Genomic DNA, 22,422 nt, shown 5'->3' with positions numbered 1-22,422 from the left:
GGCCTGCCTCTCCCAGACAAACTCTCGCCTCCCAAATACCCACCGCCTCCATCCGGGCGGACGCCGGTATCCAGGAGCCGGGTGGGGAGCCCTCTCCCCCAACCCTCTTCGCCGCATCCGCTCCCCCCCCGTCGTTCCCGCGAAGCTTGCCCCGTACCCCGATACGGGGGCGGGAACCCAGGGCAAGGGCGGACGCGGGGTGGCGTCCCCGCGTTTCTCCCCCACCCTGACACAACCCCCTCGCGCAGAACCCGCCGCCCCCGCTACCCTCAGTCCATGACATACGCATCCAAGCGCAACCACCACGAGAACATCGGGCGCGCAACCACCCCGAGTACCGAAAGAGCGACACAAAACTGCACCAAAACGCAGTCCTTTGTAACTCGTAGGCGGCTCGTCAAGGCTCGGTACCCTCTCTCCCTGTTCAATCGAGTCGTATCTGCAGATGCCCATTTCATAGGGGACTCGTTCTGCAGAACTTCACATGGAGCGACTCGAATCGAATCGAATCCTAGGTGTCCGCCATGGCCGCTCCCATTAACATCCCTGGCCTTGGCGCAACCCCGCCGGATGCACTACCATCCTTGTGACGCTGTCCCACCCGGCAGCCCACTAGCATCCACAGATTGCCCGGAGGAGATGCATGCCCCCTACCAACGTCCGCTTGAGGTTCGGCACAGACGGCTGGCGCGCCATCATCGCTGAGGAGTTCACCTTCCAGAACGTCCGGTTCTGCGCCCAGGGCGTCGCCGACTACCACGCGCAGCAGGGGCTCAGTGGTGAGCCCATCATCGTTGGCTACGACACCCGCTTCCAGTCCGCGGAGTTCGCTGACGCCGTCGTCGAGGTGCTCGCTGGCAACGGCCTGCGCGTTTTCCGCTGCACCGCCCCCGCGCCGACGCCCGTCGTCGGCTACAACCTCGTGCACTACGGCGCGGCCGGCGGCGTCATGATCACCGCCAGCCACAACCCGTCGCAATGGAACGGCTTCAAGTACCGCGGCAGCTCTGGAGGAAGCCCCCCGCCCGAGGTGCTCTCGGCCCTTGAGGCGGAGATCCAGCGAGTCCAGGACGCGGGAGAGGTCCGCAGCCTCCCGCTCCAATCCGCGAAGGACGCCGGCCTTGTCACGGACATTGACCCCGCGCCCGAGTACATCGCCCACGTCGCGCGCTTGGTGGACCTCGACGCCCTCCGGGCCGTCGGCTGCCGCGTGGCCGTTGACGCGATGCACGGCGCGGGCGCGGGCTACCTGAGCGACCTCCTCTCCGGCGGCGCGACCACCCTCACCGAGGTCCGCGGCGAGATCAACCCCGCCTTCCCCGGAATGCACAACCCGGAGCCCATCGAGCGCAACTTGGACCCGCTCCGAGAGGCCGTCCGCAGTTCCAACGCCCTCGTCGGCGTCGCCATGGACGGTGACGCCGACCGCGTCGGCGCGATTGACGGCTCCGGCGAGTACATCACCGCGCTGCAGGTCTTCACCCTGCTCTCCTACTACATGCTGGAGGTGCGCGGCTTTCGCGGCCCGCTCGTGAAATCGCTGACCACCAGCAACATGGTGCTGCGGCTGGGCGAGCGCTACCGCGTGCCCGTGCACGAGACCTCCGTCGGCTTCAAGTACATCGCGCCGCTCATGCTGGAGACGGACGCGCTCATCGGCGGCGAGGAGAGCGGCGGTTTCGGCTTTCGCGGCCACATCCCGGAGCGCGACGGCGTCCTCAGCGCCCTCTTCCTGCTGGACCTGGTGGCGCGAAAGGGCAAGACCCTCTCGGCCGTCATAGAGGAGATCTACGACCTCGTGGGCCCGCACCACTACGACCGTCTGGACGTCGTCTTCGATGGCTCGGAGCGTGCCGCCGTGGAGAACCGCCTGCACGAGATGTCGCCCAACCAGCTCGCGGGCGCCCCCGTCGTCGGCATCGACGCCGTCGACGGCATCCGCTACCGCATGGAGGGCGGCGAGTGGGCCGTCGTGCGCTTCTCGGGCACGGAGCCGCTCATCCGCATCTACGCAGAGGCCCCGTCCACGGACCGCGTGCGAGAGCTCTTGGATGCCACGCGCGCGCTGACGGGGGTGTAGCCGGTCGGGGGAGTTGGGCAGAGTCGCTAGTTCTGCTACTATGTCGCTGTCAGGAACCATACCAGTGGGGAGGCCGCAAGTGGGCGCCCTTGAGCTGCCGGTACTGTTGCTGAACCAGAACTACGAGGCTCTGAACGTTTGCAACGTCCGCCGTGCGGTTGTGCTCCTTGGCCGGGGCAAGGCGGAAATGCTGGAGAACGGCAGGGGCGTTATCCACACGACGCAGCAGGAAGTTGACGTCCCCTCCGTCATCCGGCTCATCTACATGGTCAAGCGACCGGTCCAGCAAAGACGCCTCTCAAGACAGGAGGTGTTCTTGAGAGACGGCTACACTTGTCAATACTGCGGCAAGCAGACCAAAGATCTCACCATCGACCACGTAATGCCCCGCCACAGAGGCGGCCCCCATACATGGGAAAACGTCACCAGCGCCTGCATCCCCTGCAACCATAAGAAAGCCGGAAACACCCCTAGGGAAGCCCGAATGGCCCTCCGCACTGAACCCCGCGCCCCCAAGCCCAATCCCTACGCCATGTTCCATCGCAGGGCAATCCTCGATGAATGGCGCAAGTTCATGCCGTGGCTGAAGTAGCCCGCGCCTCGCAATCTCGCAATCTGACCAGGGAGTACGACGACAGATGATACGCTCATGGAACGGGCTCACGCCCAGGATCCACCCGGAGGCCTTCGTCAGTGAGTTCGCCTACGTCATAGGCGACGTGGAGATCGGCGCTGGCAGCAGCGTCTGGCCCGGCACGGTCATCCGCGGCGACATCGGCAAGGTGTTGATAGGCAAGAACACCTGCATCCAGGACAACAGTACCATCCACACCGACGGTCGCGGCGCGGTCATCGGCGACAACGTAGTGATGGGCCATAGGGTGCTCTGCCACGCCGACAAGGTGGGCGACGGCGTAGTGATCGGCAACGGCGCGGTGGTCAACGGCGGGCTGACGGAGATCGGCGACTACTCCATCATCGCGTCAGGCGCAGTTGTGCGTGAGAACGCCAAGGTGCCGCCGCGCACGTTCATGACGGGCGTCCCGGCCGAGGTCAAGGGCGAGGTCACGGACCGCCACATCGAGCGCTTCAAGCGCAACGCGGACCATTACGTAGCCCTCGGCGCAAAGTACCTCGAGCTGGGCGGCTTCGACGACGGGGGCGAGGTAAGCTGAGCGCCCCTACACCGGCCTCGCGCTGATCAGCACGTTCACCCGCACCTCGTCCTCGATCGACACCACAGACCGGGCGGTCGGCTTCTCGATGTTGAAGTCATCCCACGTGAATGTCGTCTTCCCCAGGATGACCACGACATCCCCATCGTCCCGCGCCTGAATCTCGAAGGTAACGGGGAACGTTTGCCCCAGCAGCTCCAGCGTGCCGGTCACCTCCGTGTTCACCGTCTCGCCCTCTGTGAAGCCCTCCGGCAGAGGAATGGCGGTGGGCAGGATGAACGTGCCGGTGGGGTGCTGACCAAACAGGCGGCTGCGGGCCCATCGATCGCGGAATTCCTGGTCGCTGGACAGTGTCTGCAGGTTGATGCTTACGCGGGATTCGCGGCCGTCCAGATAGACCTCGCCTGAGAGATCCTCAGTCCGCATGACGGCCTCGATGGGCAGCGGCACGCTGGTGAGCACCTCGCCGACGGTGAACGTGGCCTCCGACCCCGCGCCCACGATGAAGGTGATGCCGTCAACCTCACCCGTCACCCGTGGCTCGGGCGCTGGTTCAGTTGGCACGGCTGTGGGCGCCGGCGCTGTGGTCGGCTCCTCGACGGGTTGTGCCGCGGTCGTCGGTTCGGCGGCCGGCGCGATAGAGGTGGAAGCGGACGGCTGCTCCGCCGGGGCCGTATCGTCGTCCGAATCGCCGCCGCAGGCTGCAAACGTGATGAGCAGGATCACCGAGAGTAGAGCAAGGGTCATGAGTCGCCCGAAGGTTGCGTTGAACATCGACATTCTTGCCTTTCTAGTGTTCTGACCGCAGTCCAGCCGTGGAGTCATCCGTGTAGGATAACGTTGAGGTGGGGCTGAAAGTCAGCAGTGCGCGGCGGCAATTCCAGCTCCCCGCTCTCCTGGTCGCCTTGGCCTCCCAGCGCGATGCCCACAGCCAGCGCGACCACGACCGCAGCCAGCGCCAGCCACCACGGCAACGCGCGGCCCTTGTCGGCAAGCAGCGGCACGCCGCCGCTGATGATGACCGCCACCAGCGCCGCGATGGGCAGCCCAAAGGATACGGCCCGCTCCAACTGCGTTTGCGCCAACGCAGTCGCGCCCGCGGTCAGGGCAAAGCCGAGCAGCATGAGAGCGAAAAAGCGAATCGTGCGTGGCCGGCCGGCGGGAATGAGCTTCCAGGCGAACCCGGCCACGCCCCCAGCGATAAGTGTTATGACAACGACGCTGACCGTGTTCAGAAGCCCGTCGTGGGGTGACTCCAGCGGGAGCGAGAGTAGGGCGGCGGCGACAGCGGCGACTCCTCCGCTGAGCATGCCGGCGCGCACCGGGGCCTGCGCCGGCTGACGGCTCATCATGCCGCTGCCCCCGGCGGCGGTTGACCCTGCCGTTCCCCCTGAGCCTGTTGAAGGGCCTGTGGCGGGTGTTTGTGGTGTCTCATGTTGTCCGTTGGGTGAGCAGGAAGTCCCTGTTGATCCCGCAGATGTCTCCATGCAAAGTAGACGGGGAGGATGATCTCGCGACTTTGATCCAGCACGTGTAGTGACTCCTCTCGATATCGAGGATGGTGGATGCTCTTTCCTCGGCGTTGAAGGCGCGGATTAAGTCGGTGTCAGACCGGGTGCAGGGCTGGCTGACCCTGGCCGGGCAGTTGTGGAGGTTGCGGAGCTCGACATAGTGGTCGTATTTGGCCTGGTGGTCGTCGAGAGCGCGGAAGAAGTCGCGTTTGGCGGCGTTGACGCTGTCGCGGAGCCAGGCGTTCTCGGGCCGCGTGTTCTTGTGGAGCTCGATGATATAGGCGGCGACGGCCGCGTGCGGGACCCAGCAGTCGGTGTCGGGGTTGGCATCGCCCTTGGTGAGGTAGTTGTTCTGGCGGGCGTAGAACTGGGGGAGATGGCGGTAGTCGACCTGTCTGGCGCGGACGTCGATGTCTATGACGCGGTGCGCGATGAAGCTAGTGTCTTCCTCGTCCCAGCAGACCGATGAGTTGAAAGCAATGACGCTGCCGACGACTACCTCGTGGGGTTCAGGGTTGGTGAGCCACGTGGCGGTGTCGAGGCAGGTGATCTTGGGTTCCATGGAGCCGGTGCAGGCGAAGCCCTCGGTGTGTGTTACCGGGATGATGAGGGCGCGCCGTCTGTCCTCGAGGGCCGCGATGGCGCTGAGGACATCGAGTTTTTTGGCCTCCAGGGTGGCGATGTCGCCGTGGGTGGCGATGAGCGTTTGGTTCTCGGCGAAGAGCTCGCGGCGCTCGTTGTCGATGCTATCCTTCGTTTTGGTGAGCGTGGCGTAGCGGTCGGCGGCGTTCTCAATCTCGCTGCGGAGCTGGGTCTCCAGGTCCGCGGCTGTGGTGAGCTGGGCGTTGACGCCGGCGAGAGACGAGGTGAGGGCCGTGTTGTCTTGGAGGAGAGTGAGGTTGTGGATCTCGACTTCCTTGCGGGCCTCCCGCTCGACGGCGAGAGCTTGGTCTGCGTCGTGGAGGGACTGCTGCAGGTGGTTCCTCGTGGTGCGCTCGTCGATGTAGAGGTAGCCGCCGCCGGCGGCGAGTGCGATGAGGAGGCAGAGGAGTGTGATGGCGATCCTGCGGTTGGTGATGGTGTGTCTCCCTTCGCTCATCGCGCTACATCTGCTCGGGCGCGGCCATGCCCATCAGCGACAGGCACCGCGCCAGACCAATCCGTGACGCCTCCACCAGCTTGAGTCTTGCCTTTGTGAGTGACTCATCGTCGGAAATGACGCGGCACTGGTCATAGAACCAGTGAAAGGCGGTGGCTAGCTCCAGCGTGTAGTGGGGCAGCCGGTGCGGCTCCATCGTCTCGGCGATGGTCTCGATGATCTCGGGCAAGAGAAGGAGCTGGCGTACCAGCGCGAGCTCCTCGGGCTCGCGGAGCAAGTGCACGTCTCCCTCAGCGAAGTCGAGCCCCCGTTCGCGCGCGTTGCGAAGGATCCCGGCGATTCGAGCGTGGGCGTACTGCAAATAGTAGACGGGGTTTTCCTGGGACTCCTTGGTGGCGAGCTCCAGGTCAAACTCCATCTGGGCCTCGGCCGAGCGCGACAGGAAGAAGTAGCGGCAGGCGTCAGGGCCCACTTCGTCGACGAGCTCGCGCAATGTGATGATGTCGCCGGTGCGCTTGGACGCTCGCACGGACTCGCCGCCGCGCTTCAGGGCGACCATCTGGCCGATGATGATGTTGAGCCGGTCGGGGTCCACGCCGAGAGCGCCCACGACGGCCTTGACGCGATTCACGTGGCCCTGGTGGTCCGCTCCCCAGATGTCCGTCACGAGGTCAAAGCTGCGCACCACGAATTTGTTGTAGTGGTAAGCGGCGTCAGAGGCGAAGTAGGTAGGGAGGCCGTTGGAGCGGATGAGAACGTTGTCCTTGTCCTCGCCGAGAGCGGTGGACACAAACCACGTCGCGCCCTCGCGCTCCGTCACGTGCCCGCCCTCGCGGAGCATCAACATGGCGGTGTCGTAATCAGATGCCTCGAAGAGGCTTTGCTCGCTGAACCACACGTCGAACTCGACGCGGAGGGCGGCGAGGTCGTCCCGGATATTCTTAATCATGCGCTCGATGCCGATGACGCCGACTGCGCGGACGCCCTCGTCCTCGGGCATCTGCAGGAAGGCGTCGCCATGGGCCTGCGCGAGATCCGCGCCGAACTCCGTCATGTAGTCGCCCTGGTACCCACTGGCGGGCAACTCGACGTCCCGGCCGAGCGTCTGTGCGTACCGGGCGAACAGTGACTGGTGGAAGAGGTCTATTTGGCTGCCCGCGTCGTTCAGGTAGTACTCGCGGGAGACCTCGTAGCCGGCGGCGGCGAGGCTCGACGCGAGCACGCTGCCGATGACCGCGCCGCGTGCGTGGCCGACGTGGACAGGGCCCGTCGGGTTGACGCTGACGAACTCTACCTGCACACGCTTGCCCGCGCCCGCGTCCGTGGAACCGAAAGACTCGCCTGCCTTGAGTATCGTTTCGACTTGTTGCTGCAGCCACTCGGGTGAGAGGGTGAAATTGATGAAGCCGGGCGGTGCAATTTCCACTGTCGCGATCTCGCGGTCGATGGCAATGCAGTCGGCGAGGGCCTGGGCGATGTCCATGGGGGCCATACGCATGGTGCGGGCGAGTTTGAGCGGAGCGCTGCTGGCGAAGTCGCCGTGCTCAGGGTTCTGCGGGCGTTCCACGATGCTGCCGGGTGCCGGAACAGTGGGAAGGGCCTGATCTGTCTGCGCTTTGTTGAGGGCCTCAGTCACGCGGGCCGCAACAAGGTCACGAACGTGCATACTCACTCACGCTTTGCGGCAAGGGGTAGCTCACCGCCGGATCAAAGGTGGGCACGGTCACCAATCGGCGTGTGCCTGGTAGGTAAAGTATACAGCAATCCCCCGCGCAAGTGGAAAGGCAGCATCAGCTATGGCTGCTCGGCAATGCGCGCGGCAAGCCGCGCAACCGTCTCCGAGAGGAGGCGGTGCTCGTCCTCCTGCAATTGCGGGTCGCGGGTGAGGATTGTGTTTGCCTCGTCACGGGTAGCGGTCACGAGATCAACATCGTGCAGGTCCGCGAGCCGGAGATCGGGCAGGCCGCTCTGCCGCGTGCCGGCGAGTTCGCCCGGGCCGCGGAGGCGGAGGTCGGCCTCAGCCACGCGGAAGCCATCAGTCTCCTCCTCGAGGACCTCGAGGCGCATGCGAGTGGTGTCGCTGACTTCGTCAGCCATGAGGATGCAGTAGCCGGGCGCCTCACCTCGGCCAACGCGGCCGCGAAGCTGGTGCAGCGCGGAGAGGCCGAAGCGGTCGGCGGCCTCAACCATCATCACGGTTGCGTTGGGAATATCGACGCCCACCTCCACCACGGGCGTTGACACGAGGATGTCGAGCCCGCCATCGCGGAAGCTGTCCATTGCGGCGTTCTTTTCGGGCAGGGACATGCGGCCGTGCAGCAGGCCCACGCGCAAATGTGGGAAGACTTCGTCAGACAGGCGCCGGTGCTCCTCTACCGCCGCGCTGACTTGCAGCGACTCGGATTCCTCGATGATTGGGCAGACGACGAAGGCTTGGTGACCCTCGCGGACCTCCTTCCGGATGAACCGGACCGCCTGATCGCGCTCGTCGGGCCGGAGCCAGCGCGTGCGGTTGGGCCTACGGCCTGGCGGGAGCTCGTCGATGGTCGAAATGTCCAGGTCGCCGTAGACCGTGAGGGCAAGGCTTCGAGGGATAGGTGTGGCGCTCATGCTGATGAGGTGGGGGCGCAGGCCGCCCTTCCCCATGAGCGCGTTGCGCTGAGCGACACCAAAGCGGTGCTCCTCGTCGACCACGGCCAGCGCGAGGTTGGGGATGGCGGTGGCCTCTTGCAGCAACGTGTGGGTGCCCACGAGGATGTCGACACCACCGTCGCGGGCCTCTCGGCGGAGGGCCGCCTTCTCCCGCTGCGTGTGACTGCCGAGGAGCAGGCCAACGACGACTGGGCGCGGCAGCGGGTCGATGTAAAGCGCGATGCGGTTGGGCGCGTTGATGGGCCTCTGGAACCCCACGAGCAGATTGGAAACGGTCTGAAAATGCTGCTCTGCAAGGAGCTCCGTGGGGGCCATCATTGCGGCCTGGTAGCCATGGGCAGCAGCATTGAGCATCGCGCCAAGGGCGACAACCGTCTTGCCGCTGCCCACATCGCCCTCCACAAGGCGATGGGCCGGCTTCGCCTCCGCAATGTCGTCCAACGTCTCGCGCAGAACGTGGCGCTGGGCGCGGGTTAGCTTGAACGGCAACGCGTCGACGTAGGATCGGAGGACCTCGACGTGCATCGGCAGCCGGACGGCGGGCGCCTCCTGCCAGTTGTGCTTGCGGGCCAGCAGGAAAAGCTGCCGTACGATCATCTCATCGAAGGCGAGGCGGCGGCGGGCCTCCTCTTTGGCTTCAACGGATTCCGGCCGGTGGTACGTGCCAAGGGCCTTTGGCAGTGGCAGCAGCCGCTGCCGCTCACGGACGTCGTCAGGCAACAGTTCAGCGAGCCGGGGCAGCCACGCGTCGAGAGCGTTGCCGACGATCCGGCGTAGCGTGCGTTGTGTGAGGCCTTTGGTGGCGGGATAGACGGGCACGAGGCTCCCTGGCATGAGCGGGTCAGCGTCTTCCTGAAGGACTTCAAAGTTGTTGGCTTCCAGAGTAGGCCTGCCGCGGTAGGCGCGGAAGTAACCGCTGACCAGGATTCGGTCGCCGCTGCTGACGTACCGGGCGACGAATGGCTGGTTGAACCACACGACCTGAATGTTGCCGGAGGCGTCACCAACGACGGCCTCCGTCGCCTGCATCTGCTGGCCGTGACCGAAGCCCCGGCGTCCAACGCTCCACACCGTGCCGGCAATGGCGGTCTCCTGTGCCCCCTCAAGCTCGGAGACGCTGGTTACGGCGAGGTGCCGCGAGGGGTAGTGTCGCAAGAGGTCGTTGACGCTGGTGATGCCGAGGTTCTCCAGCTTGGCCGCGATGCCGGGCCCTACGCCTCGGACGATGGTTGGCGGTGAATCGAGCGTTGGCGCGGCGGGCGGCGGGGTGAGTTTGCGTGGTGTTACGGCACGGGGAGGACGCTCCTTTGGTGGCGGCTCCAAGGCGGCGGCGTGATCGCCGAGCGCGGTGAGGGCCTCGTGGACCCAGCGTTCCCGCAGCTCCGCCGAAAGGTCGTGGTACCGGCGTTGCGCGAGCGCGGCTGTGAGGCTCGGCGGCAGGGAGTCGGCCTCCTCCTCCGTGAGTTCGGCTCGCCAGCGATCGAGGAAACGGCCGAGGCCGCCAACGACTGCGCGGTCGGCATAGCCGCGCCGCTCCTCGAGCTGCAGGACTCGGCGAAAATCTCGCAGCCGCTGGGCGAATGTCGGAGCGCGTTTCAGGGTCACGGAGCACCTCTGCGGGAGTACAGGCATTATCGCACAGCGGTAGTGCGGCAATGCCAGCGAAAAACCGCAGGGTTGGCTTAAATACGCCGTTCCTTGACCGGTGCCGCACACTCGTGCTAGCCTAAGTTTGCGTTGACGGAGACGAGTAGCCGGGGATGCAGCCTTCAGCGAGTCCGGTATGGTGAGAGCGGACAGGTGAGCGCCCGCCGAAAATCCCTCCCGAGCATTGCGTTGAAACGGGCAGTAGGCGCAACGGTATCCCGCCGTTACCGGGAAGGGGCGTGATGGCGCCCTCCAAGCGTCTCCCTGAGGGGAGGAATAAGGGTGGTACCGCGGGTGAGAGCCCGTCCCTTGGTGGGACGGGTCTTTTGTTGTGCGCAACAGACGGGCGCATCAGGCGCCGAATAGGGGAACAGGTATGGCAAAGATTGAACTTTACGACACCACGCTGCGGGACGGGACGCAGCAGGAGGGCATGTCGCTCTCTGTCGAGGACAAGCTGAAGATTGCCCGGAAGCTGGACGATCTGGGGATCGACTACATCGAGGGCGGCTGGCCGGGGGCCAACCCGAAAGACGCGGAGTTCTTCCAGCAGGCGCAGTCACTGGAGCTGCGGCACGCCAAGCTGGCGGCGTTCTGCAGCACCCGGCACGCCAACGGCTCGGCGGAGACAGACCCAACGCTGCGGCACGCCATGGAGGCGAACACGCCCGTCGTGACCATGGTCGGCAAGACGTGGGACATGCACGTCACGCACATCCTGGAGACCAACCTGGAAGAGAACCTGGCGATGATCTCCGACAGCGTGGCCTTCTTCAAGAGGCACGGCAAGACCGTCCTCCTGGACGCTGAGCACTTCTTTGACGGCTTCAAGGCCAATGAGGAGTACGCACTGCAGTGCGTACGGGCCGCAGCCGCAGCCGGGGCTGACAGGGTGGTCCTCTGCGACACCAACGGAGGGGCGTTGCCGCATGAGGTCTCGGCCATAGTCGCCAAGGTGAGGGAGAGCGTACCGGAGGCGGAAATTGCCATCCACCCTCACAACGACGGCGAGGTCGCGGTGGCCAACGCGCTGGCCGCAGTGATGGCCGGCGCGACGCAGGTGCAGGGCACGGTGAACGGCTACGGCGAGCGGTGCGGCAACGCCAACCTCATCTCCGTCATCGGCGACCTGCAGCTCAAGATGGGCTACGAGTGCGTCTCGGCGGAGCAGCTCAAGAGCATGATGGAGGTGTCGCACTTCGTCAGTGAGATCGTGAACCGGACGCCCAACCCCTACCAGCCATACGTGGGGGCCAGCGCATTCACGCACAAGGCGGGGCTCCATGCCTCGGCGGTGGCCAAGCTGGAAGAGAGCTATCAGCACGTCGCGCCGGGTCTGGTGGGCAACACCAACCACATCCTCGTATCCGAGCTGGCGGGCCGGGCCAACGTCGTGCAGAAGCTGGTGGAGATGGGCATCTACGACTCTCGGGAGACCATCGAAAATGGGGTTGTGCTGGACATCCTGGCCGCCATCAAGCAAAAGGAGAACACGGGCTTCCAGTACGAGGGTGCAGAAGCGTCCTTTGAGATGCTCGTGCGCCGGTCCATGCCGGACTACAGGCCGCCCTTTGACCTGGTGGACTTCATGGTCATCGTGGAGAAGCACCGCCGGCCGGCTGACGTCGATGCCGACAGCGTCGCGTGCGAGGCGACGGTGAAGGTGCAGGTAAACGGGCAGGTCATCCACACTGCTGCGAGCGGCAACGGCCCGGTAAACGCCATGGACCAGGCGGCGCGCAAAGGACTGCTCTCGTTCTACCCGGAACTGGAAACTGTCCGGCTGCTGGACTACAAGGTGCGCGTCGTCGACCAGGGGACGGGCACGGGCGCCGTGGTGCGGGTACTCGTGGAATCCACGGACGGCGAGTCGAGGTGGCACACGATGGGCTGCTCAGCCAACATCATCGAGGCGTCGTGGATGGCGCTGCATGATAGCCTGGAGTGGTGGCTGCTCGGGCGCCAGCGCGCAAACGAGCCGCTTTAGACGCGATGACGTGTAGCTCCATGTCTTGACAATTCAATTGCATGTAACTACACTAATGTCACTACGAAGAGGGACTAGTGCCCTGGGAATGGGACGAAGCCAAGAACGCCGCGAACCTGAGCAAGCACGGCATCGACTTTGAGACGGCTGTGCATGTGTTCTTCGATGGATTCCTCCGCATTCGGGAGGACTGGCATGGGGGTGAGCAGCGGTGGCACAGTTTTGGAATGATAGGCAATGCGTACATCGTGGTTATTCATACCGGACGAATCGACGAGGTTGAAGCTGGAGCAATTGGCAGGCTTATTTCCGCAAGGCGTATGACATCCCGCGAAAAGCGATGGTATGAACAAACACGCACCTAGACTGACGGCCAAACAGAAGGCGGATCTGGCAAAGCTGGCGGCGTTGCCGGATAGCGATATAGACCTGTCCGACATACCGGAGGCCACGGGCCTGGAAGTCTGGGACAACGCCGTAAGCGGCCTCTTCTACAAGCCGCCTAAAGTGCAGATCACTCTGCGGCTGGACGCCGACGTGCTGGAGTGGTTCCGGCAGGACGCCTCCGACGGCAGGTCGAACTACCAGACAGCCATCAACGCCGCGCTCCGCAGGCATGTGATGGAGATGGTGAAGCAAGCCAACCTGCCGATGCTGCCCAACGTGGCCGACAGCGCATTTATCGCCCAGGCAGTCGACGTCCGGGACAGGCTCCGCCACGAGCCCGATTGGCGGCCAAAACGCGCCGTTTCCTCCAGCAAGGGTCCTGCATATGTTTACCCCTACCAGAACCTTCCCTGGGCAAACCGTGCACCGCGCCCGCCCGCCAAAGTCGCGGAAGAGGGTGTGCGCTATGTGACCGCGCAGCCTCAATGGGACAATGTCGCTGCAGTGGTCGAGTCCATGCGTGTCAGTGGCAAGCCGGTCCTTGTTGACGAGGCCGCCGCTTATGATGAGCGCTTGTGGAAGCGCGCGAACGGCGGGCCGTGCGTTTGCGGCTGCGGGGAGACGCCGGCGGGCCGCGACCGCCTTTTCTTGCGCGGCCACGCCTCGTCGTACCGCAGTCGCTTGCGCGACATGTGGTTGCGCGGGCATGGGATGCTGCGAACCGGGAAGCCGTCGCCCACCGGCGACGGCTCCTGACTCGCGTAGATGCATCAACAGTAGAAGGAGCCCCCGGCGCGGCTGCCACGCCGGGAGCTCCTTCTGTACCTAGCCAAGTGTCCTACCGCACGAAGATGTCGTCTTGCACGGACGGGTCTTCCGTGAAGTAAACGTCGCGGGGGAGGACGGCGCCGCCGGAGCGGACCGCGAACACCTCCGGGTGGCCGGCGGCGTACGGCTCGATGCCTTCCTCAAGCTCCCGCGCGCCCTGCACCAGGCGGCGGCGCATGCGGATGATCGCCATGTCCGTGGTGCCGAGGTGCTCGTGGGAGCGGTCGACGATGGTCCCCATGCTGTCCGTCATGGCGGCGTCCTGGGCGCGGGCGTTGTTCTGCGGGATGCCGGTGTAGTTCACCGTCTTTTGCATCTCGCGGTCGATCATGTAGTCGTTGCGCTTGTTGGCCTGGCCCATGTACGTGACGGGGGCGAGGCTGGCCTTCATCAGCTCGTAGGCGCGGACCTCCTCTGCGTCCAGCGGGCGGTAGGGGTTCCAGCGGACCCAGAAGAACCAGCAGTTCTCGTCGTCGATGGGGACGATGAGGCCGGACCGGGCCGAGCCATGCGGTTCGCGGGGGATCATGGTGATGTAGGGATAAAGGAAGCGAGAGATGCGCCAATAGTAGCTGTCCTCCTCAGCGTTGCGGCGCGCGCCGATGAGGATGCCGCTATCCGTGTCCTCGACGAAGAAGCGCGCCGGCCGGTCGCGGTAGGAATAGCGCCCGCCAATGGTGGTCGCGGTGTCCGACTTGGCCAGCGAATTCAGGTTGCTGTGGAGGATGGACGCGTGGACGGTGTCGATCTCACCCTCAATGACCTGGACGTAGTTGGACTCATACATCACCTTGGTGGAGACATACTGGTCCTCCGGCATGTCCAGGTATTCCAGCTTGGGCATTTCCGGCTGGAGTTCCGGCGGGCCCATGTAGGCCCAGACCATGCCGGCGCCCTCTCGGCAGGGGTAGGACTTGATCTTGACCTTTTCCCTGAAGTTGGACTCGGCGGGCTCCGAGGGCATGTCGACGCAGTCGCCGTTCACGTCGAACTTCCAGCCGTGATACACACAGCGGAGTCCGGCTTCCTCGTTGCGGCCGAAGAAGAGGCTCGCCCTGCGGTGTGGGCAGTAGTTGTCCACAAGGCCCACGTCCCCATTGGTGTCGCGGAAAGCAATGAGTTCCTCGCTCAGGATCTTGGTCCGCTTGGGCGGGCAGTCGGGCTCCGGCAACTCCTCAGAGAGCAGCACCGGGTGCCAAAAACGGCGCATGAAGTCGCCCATCGGCGTGCCCGGACCGGTCTCCGTCATGTACCGGTTTTCTTCCTTGGTCAGCATGTTCTTTCCCTCCGTCGTCGCGGTTGCAGCCAGTCTGGCTATTGCGGGCGAGCATACACGCGCGAGGTAAGGGCGTCAATTTGGACGGGGCGCCCCTTCACTCCTGTCCTGTTAAGGCGCGCTTCACTGCTCTTTCTCCACCGCTCCGATGCTGTAGAAGCTCCCCCAGCTGCCCGAGGCATTGCCCGCGAATGTGTAGCTGCTGACGATGTCCGGGTTGACAGCCACCCACGTCGGAAGCCAAAAGAGCGGGATGTGCGCGTACTCCTCGAATACCAGGTCGCCTAGAGCCCGGAACGCTTCATCCTGGTCCTCCGGCGACAGCGCGGCTGCTGCCGCGTTGTATGCGGCGTTGATGTGCGCGTCCTGGTGGTTGCCGGCGACCGGGTCCAGTGACGTCATATGCAGCCGGCCGGCTTCCAGCAGCGTTGTGGAAGTCACAACGAGGTTGACCCGGTTGTCGAACTCGTGCGCCAGCGCCAGATCGTTGCGCTCCGTCTCGTCCATGACAACGAAAGAGACCCTGACCCCAACGTCAAGGAAGAACGCGCCTGCGACCTCGATTAGATCATTACCCCAGGGGTAAGCCGGAAGGGCGCCGTAATACAGGTCGACCTGCGGCTGGTGGGACGGGGAGTAACCGGACGCAGCCAGCAATCCACGGGCGCCTTCCGGGTCGTAGCTGTACTCCTCCGGGAAGCGCTCTGCCCAATCGTCGTTCCAGCCGGGCCGCGAGGGATGGAAATGGCCAGACACTGCATTGTCTCCGGCGAACTCAAAAATGAATTCGTTGATGGCGTCACGGTCCAGGGCCTTGCTCATGGCGGCGCGGACATTCCGGTCCAACAGCGGACTGTGGGAGTGCTTCCGCCCGGACGATGGGTCCCCGTGGGTATTCCACCACGACCCCATGAAGTCCAGATAGATGCGGGTGTCCGGCGCGCTGCCCTGCACCATCACCATGCCTTGTTCGACAGCGGCTCGCTCCTCGCCGGGGGCGATGGGTGCAATGTGCACCTCACCTGCCAGCAGTGAGGCAAGGCGGACCAAGTCGTCATCGACCCAACGGATCTCCATTTCCGGAAAATCGACAGGCCCGCGCCAGTGCTCATGAGGGGCCTCCTCATAAATGATGTACTCTCCGGGAGCCCGCTCCACGGGCATGTAGGGGCCCGTCCCCGCCGACGGCGGTCCCGTAAGCGCCGGTTGCCCCACCTCGTCGTAGTTGGCCTTGCTGGTGAGTGCAAACGCGCCCTGAAGGGGCGCAATCGCACGCGGGAAGTCCGTATCCGACTGCGTCATCCGGATGACGACTTCATAGTTGTTCACGGCCTCCACCTCCTTCACTATAGAGCGGAAGTAGACGGACGCGTTGTTGCCGGAGCCCTCCCGAGAGATGCTCCAGTTGGTATGGACGACGTCTTTGGCGGTGAATTCGCCCCAGTCGCCGTGGAACTGAACACCCTCGCGTAGCTGAAAGCGGATGCCGAGGCCCCCCGGCTCGAAGCTCCATGCCGTGGCAAGCGCCGGCTGGAAGGCGCCCGTGACGGGGTCGACCTCGACAAGGTGCTCATACATTGGACGGGTCTGCACGTCATCCGGCGGGCCGAAGTCAAAGTTGGGGTCCCACCCCTCTGCTGATGGGGCTGGCTGCGCAAACACCACACGCTCTACCACGGGCACAAGGATCGGAACGGTGACGGTAGCGTCCTCGCTGGGTGCTGCAACGGAGATGGGGGTCTCCATCGGGGCGGGCACGGCTGTGGCGGGTGTCGCCGTTGACGACGGCATCGGGGTCGCGCTGCCGACAGGCTCAGGGCTGGCTGTTGGCACCGCAGTGGGGATGATCGGCGGCGGCGTGATGGGTGTGGCTGGCACTGCCACTACTGCCGTTGGCGTCTGGAGAGCCGGGGTTGAATCCTGCGTGGGCGCCTGCTCGGTGACCCGCTCCTCCTCAACACCGCAGCCAGCCAGAGCGCCCAACGCCAGCGCTGCTGCGGCAAAAACTAGACATGCCCGCTTGCCCATCGTGGCCCCCCAACTGTCCCTAACGGCTTGCCCGATCTGCTGAAGGCCGGACGGAGCTGCTGAAATTGCCGCGATTATACCTGAGGCGGTTGCATAAAGAAACGCCCCCGGAGGCGTACCCCCAGGGGCGTTACCGTTAGTTGCTGTGAAACTCAGGCTACTGGGCAGCCTGGATGTTGTACATGTGCGTCCAAGTGCCGGAGATGTTGCCGGGGAACACGTAGTCCGCAACGACGCTGGGGTCAATCGCAATCTTTGCCGGGATCCAAAACAGTGGGATTGACTGGTTGAGACCGAAGGAACGGTCACCCAACTTGCGAAGCGCGGCGTCCTGACCTTCCAAGCTCAATGTTGACGTGGCTTCCGTGTAGTACCCGTTGATCTCCGCATCCTGATAGTTGCCCGCCACCGGGTGGGACGAGGTCATATAGACCCGCGAGGCCAGGAATATGTCCGATGACGTGGAGACGGGGCCGATGTGGTTGTCGAACTCGTGGGCGCGGGACTTGGCGTTCCTTGTGGCCGGGTCCAGGGTGATCAGGTTTGCCTTCACACCAATGTCGGAGTAGAACCCAGACACGGACTCAATGAGGTCAAGAGAACCGGCGTACGTGGTGAGGTTGATCAGGTGCAGGTTCGTCTCCAACGGGTTGTCGGCGTTGTAGCCCGCTTCCGCCAGGGCCGCACGCGCGCCAGCAGGGTCGTACCCGTATTCGGCGTCAAACCTGTCAACCCAAGCCGGGTTCCAGCCAAGCCGGCTGGGATGGAAGTGGCTGTGGACCCCTTGCTCCGCCTCGTTGCCAAAGAAGGCCTCGTTAAGCGCGGCGCGGTCGATGGCTTTGCTCAACGCCTTGCGCACATTCTGGTCGAGCAAAGGGCTGTCCGGGAACTTGCGTCCGGAGGACGGGTCCCCGTGGTCAGTCCACCATGACCCCTGGAAGTTGAAAAAAGTGCGGAAACCTGGGACGTTCCCGCTGAGGAGGCGTCCACCCGAGCTAATCACCTGGGCTTCCAGGTCCGAGGGAATGGGAGTCAGGTGAATCTCTCCCGTCAGCAATGCCGCCAGCCGGGTAGAGGCCTCTGAGGTCTAGCGGATCTCCAATTCAGGGAAGTCAGGGGTAACGCGCCAGTGAGGGTTGGAGGGCCGCGCAAACCGGACGTATTGACCCTGCTGCCGTTCAGAGAACTTGTAGGGCCCGGTCCCGGCGATTGGCTGTTCCGCGAGCGTCGGCTGACCGATTTCGTCGTACATGGTCTTGCTGGAGATTTCCCAGCCACCAATAAGCTGGGAGATGCCGTTGAAGTTGCCGGGGTTGGCCTTGTTCAGTCGGATTACGAATTCCAGATCGTTGATCCGTTGAATCTCTGTAATCTCCCGGCGAAACTGGGCTGCCAAGCCGTGAAGAGAGTCATCCCGTGAGATGCTCCAATGCGCGTGCTGAACGTCCGCAGTCGTGACGGTGCCCCAACCATTGTGAAACTCGACGCCCTGACGAAGCTTGTAGCGCAAGCCGAAACCGTCCGGTTCGACGGACCATGTTTCGGCGAGCTGCGGCTCAAAGGCGCCGGTCTCCGGGTTCACACCGACCAGATACTCATACATGGGCCGGAGCTGCACGCTGGGTGGTGAACTGAAGTCGAAGTTCGGGTCGTTGCCCTCGGTGGAAGGTGCGGGGAAAGCAATGACCACTCGGTCGACCGTAGGCTCCACCATACTTGGCGGGGTGATTACGACGGGATCCTGAGGAGCTTCCGGCGCCTGGGGAGCCCCGACGTCAGCTAAGACGCCCGAGGGCGCCTCAGCGGGCATCGGCGCTTGGGGTTGCTGGGGTGCAGCAGAGGACCCAGAGGACGTAGCAGTAGTGGTTGTGGAGGTGGTGGTGTCACTGCCGCAGGCTGCGAGCACACTCAAGACCAAAGCCAGGGCGGCCAGAATGGCTACCTTTCTGAGCAGAGAACTGCTAAACATGGAACCTCCTTCGTCTGCAGACCACGGCCGTATCAGTTCCGGGTTGCCACACGGTCGATGAGGGTCTGGCAATGCGCGTATTGCAACCATTGTCCTGCTGCAACGTCCTTATGTCTATACACCTGCTCAATGATTTCTATTTAAAGCAAAAGGAGAGGCCGGCGTGAACCGGCCTCTCCTGCTAGGAGGGGCTGTGGTCTTTGGCCTGCTACGTGGTGGTCTCACCCTGCGGCGGACGCTCCAACGTGCCCTCCAGCCCGCTAAGCGGACCGAGGAAATCTCGACCGCCGGAGAATCCGGGCGGCAGCGTGAGGGCGCCGCCGCCGAAACCGCGGCTGAACCGGCGGGATGTAGTGGCGTCGTCACCACCGTCGCCACCGAAGCGTCCAAAGCGCCTATGGCCGCGGCCAATATCGTCCAGGGCGCCGATGAAGAGGACCGACAGGTCACCGTCAATGACGACTGCGTACCCCTCGTCGTCGACGGCCAGGTCACTGAGTTCGGCCTTCCCGCCGTCCTTGAAGATCATGGAATCGTTCGTAACCGTGGCGGTGATGTCGTCGTTGCCATCCTCAGTGGGAGTCAGCGTCACGGAGTCCTCGCCGATCGCTGAAACCGTGACCTTGCTGACCGTGATGTCGACCGGCCCTTCCTCGTCGCCGGACAGGACGCCCCGGAAATTTCCGAGCCCACGCAAGTTCAGGCTTGCGCCGCGGAGACCATAGCCTTCCTCGACAGTGACGTCGAACGAGAGGTTGGCTGATTCGCCTTCGCGGTCGACCACGAAAGTGAGGGTGTCGCCTACATCCGCGTCGCGTACGGCCGTCACGGCATTGGAGACGGTTTCGACTGTGTTTCCACCAATGGAGACGATGACGTCGCCCGACTGCAGACCGGCGTCGTCTGCGGGGCCGTCTGCGGTTACCTTCACAATGACCACGCCCTCTTCGGTCTCGATCTCCAACTTCTCGGCGAGGTCAGCGTTGAGCGATGCGATGACGGCGCCAACGCCTGACGGGCCCATGATGCCGGACTTCCCTCTGTGCATAAATCCTCGGCCTCTGTCAGCGGCGGGCATCTCGCCGGCGGTAACGTTGTAGGTGGACTCGCTCCCGTCGCGCTTGATGGTGAATGCGAGCGTGTCGCCTACAGACGCCGCTCCTACGGCGTCCCGGACGTCTGACACCGTGGAAATGTTGCTGTCGCCGATGGACACGATGATGTCGCCCTGCTCGATGCCCGCGTCATCCGCAGGTCCGTCCTCTACCACCTTCACAACGGCGACGCCGTCTTCCGCGTCAATTTCCAGCTTCTCGGCAAGCCGCTCAGTGACTTCCATGACGTAGAGGCCGGCCCAGGGCTTCGGGTCGCTGTCGCCGGAGTCCGCCGAGCCGTCGTTCTCGCTGGCGGAGACCCTCGACCTCTGCCCGTCATCCTGGGTCGACGAAAAGGCGAGCACGGCGGCGGGCACTATGAGAGCCAACGTAAGGGCCAAGGCCCCTATTCCCAAGAATCGCTTCATTGTTCCCCCCTGAAGTTTCTTCAGCAGAACGTGTTCAAGGTTGGGAACGGAATTGCCGTGCGGAAGGTTAGCCCGTGGTCGGATTTTTCTCGACTCCACTTGCCTGCTGACGGCGCAACTCCTATGGTGAATAGCACCACAACGAGGAGTCACGCATGTCCGATATCCCCGTGCCCCTGACCATTCCACCAGACATCCTGCAGGAGGTATACGCACATGCCCGCGAGTCCTTTCCGGCCGAATGCTGCGGCTGGCTGGCTGGCCCTCGCGATGGCGACGCGGTAACGACAGTGCGGCCCTGCCACAACGCACAATCGCAGGGAATCCACCCGACGGCGTCGATGCGCGGTGCTGAGACGGCGTACGTGTTCAGCAAGGAGGACGTGCTGGCCTTCAACCAGGGCATCGACTCGGATGAGCCACCGCGCATCATCTACCACTCGCACCCCAATGGCCGGTCATATCTCTCCAATGTGGACATAGAGAACGCGACGGACCCGTGGGGCGAAGGCAAGATGTTCCCCGTGCAGCAACTGGTCGTGGGGGTCGACGAGGAGCGTGTTGTCGAGGCCAAGCTGTTCGATTGGTCGGACGATGCGCGGACGTTTGTGGAGATTGCGCATTTTGCAGGGGAGGCGTAGCACGTCGGCAGGCGCCTAGTCCCTGCGGTTGAACCAGTCGGGCGGCGGACCGATGCTGGGGTCCTCATCGCCGTCCGACTCCTCGAGGCGGCAGCGGTCCGGGTCGATGCCGTACTCGGTAAGCAGAGCGAGCATATCGCCGACGAGGTCCTTGCCCATCGCGGCGGTCATCGCCTCCCGGCCCGCCTGGCACCAGAACACGAGGAAGTAGTGAAGCTGGCCGACGGTGTCGATAGGGTAGGCCTCAAGAAGGAGCGGCAGGACATGCTCGTCTCCGCCGAGCTCGTGACGCTGGACCACCGCGAGCATTTCCTTCTCCTGTCGTGAATGCGCAGCCATTATCGGCACGCCCGGCGATGGGGGCAAGTGAAGGCAATTTGGAACAAGGGGTTGACACGCTTTCAGAGCGCTTGTATTCTCTGTCACAAATCAATAGGCAGGTACGGATGACCTTGGCCCGGCAGGCACAAACGATTGTCAACAGCGCGACAGCTTTCAGTTGCGTGTGTTGCTGCTGTTGTATGCCCGCTTCCGCCGGGATGGAGGGTCTGAGCGGCTAGGACTACACAGAACGCACGCAGAGATCACGCAATCGCCCGGCGGATGAGCCAGGGCGATTTTTTTGTACGCCGAGACAGAGCAGAACTGGGAGGAACCCTTGCAGAACGCAACACTGGAACCGCAGAAGAGGCAGTGGACCGCAGAGGAGCTTGAAGACGCCAACAGGCGGCTGGAGGGCGCAACGCCGGAGGAGATACTGGCGTGGGCGCTGAAGCAGTTCCCCGGCAAGGTCACACTGGCGTGCAGCTTCGGCGGTGTGGGCGGCATGGCGCTGCTCGATATGACGCTCAAGCTGGACCGCTCGGTCTCTGTGTTCTACGCGGACACGGACTTCCTGTTCCCCGAGACGTACGCGCTCCGTGATCTCGTCGCCGAGCGGTACGGCATCGAGCCGCAAGCGTTCAAGTCAGCGCTGACGCCGCTGGAGCAGGCTGCGCAGTACGGCGAGGCGCTCTGGTCCCGCGACCCGAATCTGTGCTGCGACCTGCGCAAGGTGGAGCCGACGGCCCGCGCCCTTGAGGACTTCGACGCGTGGATCACCGGCATCCGCCGCGACCAGTCCTCGACGCGCAAGGAAGTGGCCATCGTCGAGTGGGACGCCAAGTTCGGGCTGGTGAAGGTGAACCCCTTGGCGGCGTGGGACGAGGCGCAGACTCGATCCTACCTCGCTGAGCACGACGTGCCCTACAACCCGCTCAACGACCAGGGCTACCCAAGCCTCGGCTGCACGCACTGCACGCACCCGGTGCAGATTGGTGAGGACCCGCGGGCCGGCCGGTGGGCGGGCTTCGACAAGACCGAGTGCGGCCTGCACTTCGATGTGCCGCAGGTCGAGAAGAAGCCGGGCTTTCTGAGCATCCTCAAGAACCTCGCGCCCGGGGGATAGCGGCTGGCAGAAACTTGGCAGAATAGAAAACCCCGCATGCACATGCGGGGTTTTCTTGTGTCTGGTATGACATTGTCTAGGATGGAGCGGGCGATGGGAGTCGAACCCACGACAACTTGCTTGGGAAGCAAGGGCTCTACCACTGAGCTACGCCCGCAGTGGAATCTCATTCT

The 22,422-nt window shown here is 64.0% G+C and carries 16 protein-coding genes, 1 tRNA gene, 2 pseudogenes and 1 other annotated feature; of the genes and pseudogenes, 8 read left to right on the top strand and 11 right to left on the bottom strand.

Annotated elements, in window-relative coordinates; all coding sequences use genetic code 11:
* The first annotated feature begins 643 nt into the window (after positions 1-643).
* The 3 genes from OXC99_05540 to OXC99_05530 all read left to right on the top strand — a co-directional run bounded on the left by OXC99_05540 (position 644) and on the right by OXC99_05530 (position 3,255).
* A complete protein-coding gene (locus OXC99_05540; GenBank protein ID MCY4624447.1) occupies positions 644-2,080 on the top strand; it encodes a phosphoglucomutase/phosphomannomutase family protein in 1,437 nt (478 codons plus the stop codon).
* Positions 2,081-2,159: 79 nt separating this feature from the next.
* Positions 2,160-2,672: an HNH endonuclease gene (locus OXC99_05535; GenBank protein MCY4624446.1), complete on the top strand. Its 513-nt coding sequence runs from the start codon at positions 2,160-2,162 to the stop codon at positions 2,670-2,672.
* Positions 2,673-2,718: 46 nt separating this feature from the next.
* Positions 2,719-3,255, top strand: coding sequence for a gamma carbonic anhydrase family protein (locus OXC99_05530; GenBank protein ID MCY4624445.1), 537 nt, complete (start codon positions 2,719-2,721; stop codon positions 3,253-3,255).
* Between the two features lie 6 nt (positions 3,256-3,261).
* Here OXC99_05530 and OXC99_05525 read toward each other — a convergent pair whose 3' ends face one another.
* The 5 genes from OXC99_05525 to recG all read right to left on the bottom strand — a co-directional run bounded on the left by OXC99_05525 (position 3,262) and on the right by recG (position 10,122).
* Positions 3,262-4,002, bottom strand: coding sequence for a YceI family protein (locus OXC99_05525; protein MCY4624444.1), 741 nt, complete (start codon positions 4,000-4,002; stop codon positions 3,262-3,264).
* A gap of 74 nt (positions 4,003-4,076) precedes the next feature.
* Entirely contained in the window at positions 4,077-4,607 is a 531-nt protein-coding gene (locus OXC99_05520) for a hypothetical protein (GenBank protein MCY4624443.1), read from the bottom strand.
* Positions 4,608-4,686: 79 nt separating this feature from the next.
* A complete protein-coding gene (locus tag OXC99_05515) occupies positions 4,687-5,865 on the bottom strand; it encodes a hypothetical protein (protein MCY4624442.1) in 1,179 nt (392 codons plus the stop codon).
* 4 nt (positions 5,866-5,869) lie between these two features.
* The gene (argS, locus tag OXC99_05510; GenBank protein ID MCY4624441.1) at positions 5,870-7,531 is read right to left on the bottom strand and encodes an arginine--tRNA ligase; all 1,662 of its coding nucleotides are present in this window, start codon (positions 7,529-7,531) and stop codon (positions 5,870-5,872) included.
* A gap of 128 nt (positions 7,532-7,659) precedes the next feature.
* Entirely contained in the window at positions 7,660-10,122 is a 2,463-nt protein-coding gene (gene recG / locus OXC99_05505) for an ATP-dependent DNA helicase RecG (protein MCY4624440.1), read from the bottom strand.
* Between the two features lie 123 nt (positions 10,123-10,245).
* Positions 10,246-10,477 (top strand) — a binding site (T-box leader).
* 63 nt (positions 10,478-10,540) lie between these two features.
* Here recG and cimA point away from each other — a divergent pair.
* The 3 genes and pseudogenes from cimA to OXC99_05490 all read left to right on the top strand — a co-directional run bounded on the left by cimA (position 10,541) and on the right by OXC99_05490 (position 12,778).
* Positions 10,541-12,151 (top strand): citramalate synthase, encoded by a 1,611-nt coding sequence (gene cimA, locus OXC99_05500; protein ID MCY4624439.1) that lies wholly within the window; start codon positions 10,541-10,543, stop codon positions 12,149-12,151.
* A 77-nt stretch (positions 12,152-12,228) separates the two neighbouring features.
* Entirely contained in the window at positions 12,229-12,516 is a 288-nt protein-coding gene (locus OXC99_05495; protein MCY4624438.1) for a BrnT family toxin, read from the top strand.
* Positions 12,497-12,778: pseudogene (locus OXC99_05490) on the top strand (BrnA antitoxin family protein). Before OXC99_05495 ends, OXC99_05490 begins: the two are co-directional and overlap by 20 nt.
* A gap of 598 nt (positions 12,779-13,376) precedes the next feature.
* Here the strand turns inward: OXC99_05490 and OXC99_05485 are convergent.
* From OXC99_05485 to OXC99_05470, 4 genes and pseudogenes are all read right to left on the bottom strand, one after another.
* Positions 13,377-14,642, bottom strand: a complete 1,266-nt coding sequence (locus tag OXC99_05485) for a Rieske 2Fe-2S domain-containing protein (protein MCY4624437.1) — start codon at positions 14,640-14,642, stop codon at positions 13,377-13,379.
* 123 nt (positions 14,643-14,765) lie between these two features.
* Positions 14,766-16,670 (bottom strand): ABC transporter substrate-binding protein, encoded by a 1,905-nt coding sequence (locus OXC99_05480; GenBank protein ID MCY4624436.1) that lies wholly within the window; start codon positions 16,668-16,670, stop codon positions 14,766-14,768.
* 157 nt (positions 16,671-16,827) lie between these two features.
* A pseudogene (locus tag OXC99_05475) lies at positions 16,828-18,273 on the bottom strand (ABC transporter substrate-binding protein).
* A gap of 574 nt (positions 18,274-18,847) precedes the next feature.
* Positions 18,848-20,161: a PDZ domain-containing protein gene (locus tag OXC99_05470; protein ID MCY4624435.1), complete on the bottom strand. Its 1,314-nt coding sequence runs from the start codon at positions 20,159-20,161 to the stop codon at positions 18,848-18,850.
* Positions 20,162-20,316: 155 nt separating this feature from the next.
* Between OXC99_05470 and OXC99_05465 the strand changes: the two genes are divergently transcribed.
* Positions 20,317-20,802, top strand: coding sequence for a Mov34/MPN/PAD-1 family protein (locus OXC99_05465; GenBank protein ID MCY4624434.1), 486 nt, complete (start codon positions 20,317-20,319; stop codon positions 20,800-20,802).
* 15 nt (positions 20,803-20,817) lie between these two features.
* Here OXC99_05465 and OXC99_05460 read toward each other — a convergent pair whose 3' ends face one another.
* Entirely contained in the window at positions 20,818-21,111 is a 294-nt protein-coding gene (locus tag OXC99_05460; GenBank protein MCY4624433.1) for a hypothetical protein, read from the bottom strand.
* A gap of 364 nt (positions 21,112-21,475) precedes the next feature.
* Here OXC99_05460 and OXC99_05455 point away from each other — a divergent pair, with 364 nt between their 5' ends.
* On the top strand, positions 21,476-22,249 hold the full coding sequence (locus OXC99_05455; GenBank protein ID MCY4624432.1) for a phosphoadenylyl-sulfate reductase: 774 nt from the start codon (positions 21,476-21,478) through the stop codon (positions 22,247-22,249).
* 82 nt (positions 22,250-22,331) lie between these two features.
* On the opposite strand, the gene OXC99_05450 is transcribed toward OXC99_05455, so the two are convergent.
* Positions 22,332-22,406, bottom strand: a tRNA-Gly gene (locus OXC99_05450).
* Positions 22,407-22,422: the final 16 nt, after the last annotated feature.

Source organism: Chloroflexota bacterium (genome assembly GCA_026713825.1).
Classification (GTDB): domain Bacteria; phylum Chloroflexota; class Dehalococcoidia; order Lucifugimonadales; family UBA1127; genus UBA1127.
Note: the sequence above shows the minus strand (reverse complement) of the source record. Positions and strands in the feature narration are given on the sequence as shown.

What these genes read in the sequence shown, in the direction of transcription:
- OXC99_05480 (MCY4624436.1), bottom strand. Translation starts at nt 16,670, where the DNA reads ATGGGCAAGCGGGCATGTCTAGTTTTTGCCGCAGCAGCGCTGGCGTTG.
- cimA (MCY4624439.1), top strand. Translation starts at nt 10,541, where the DNA reads ATGGCAAAGATTGAACTTTACGACACCACGCTGCGGGACGGGACGCAG.
- OXC99_05540 (MCY4624447.1), top strand. Translation starts at nt 644, where the DNA reads ATGCCCCCTACCAACGTCCGCTTGAGGTTCGGCACAGACGGCTGGCGC.
- OXC99_05515 (MCY4624442.1), bottom strand. Translation starts at nt 5,865, where the DNA reads ATGAGCGAAGGGAGACACACCATCACCAACCGCAGGATCGCCATCACA.
- OXC99_05470 (MCY4624435.1), bottom strand. Translation starts at nt 20,161, where the DNA reads ATGAAGCGATTCTTGGGAATAGGGGCCTTGGCCCTTACGTTGGCTCTC.
- OXC99_05460 (MCY4624433.1), bottom strand. Translation starts at nt 21,111, where the DNA reads ATGCTCGCGGTGGTCCAGCGTCACGAGCTCGGCGGAGACGAGCATGTC.
- OXC99_05525 (MCY4624444.1), bottom strand. Translation starts at nt 4,002, where the DNA reads ATGACCCTTGCTCTACTCTCGGTGATCCTGCTCATCACGTTTGCAGCC.
- OXC99_05485 (MCY4624437.1), bottom strand. Translation starts at nt 14,642, where the DNA reads ATGCTGACCAAGGAAGAAAACCGGTACATGACGGAGACCGGTCCGGGC.
- OXC99_05530 (MCY4624445.1), top strand. Translation starts at nt 2,719, where the DNA reads ATGATACGCTCATGGAACGGGCTCACGCCCAGGATCCACCCGGAGGCC.
- argS (MCY4624441.1), bottom strand. Translation starts at nt 7,531, where the DNA reads ATGCACGTTCGTGACCTTGTTGCGGCCCGCGTGACTGAGGCCCTCAAC.
- OXC99_05465 (MCY4624434.1), top strand. Translation starts at nt 20,317, where the DNA reads ATGTCCGATATCCCCGTGCCCCTGACCATTCCACCAGACATCCTGCAG.
- OXC99_05520 (MCY4624443.1), bottom strand. Translation starts at nt 4,607, where the DNA reads ATGATGAGCCGTCAGCCGGCGCAGGCCCCGGTGCGCGCCGGCATGCTC.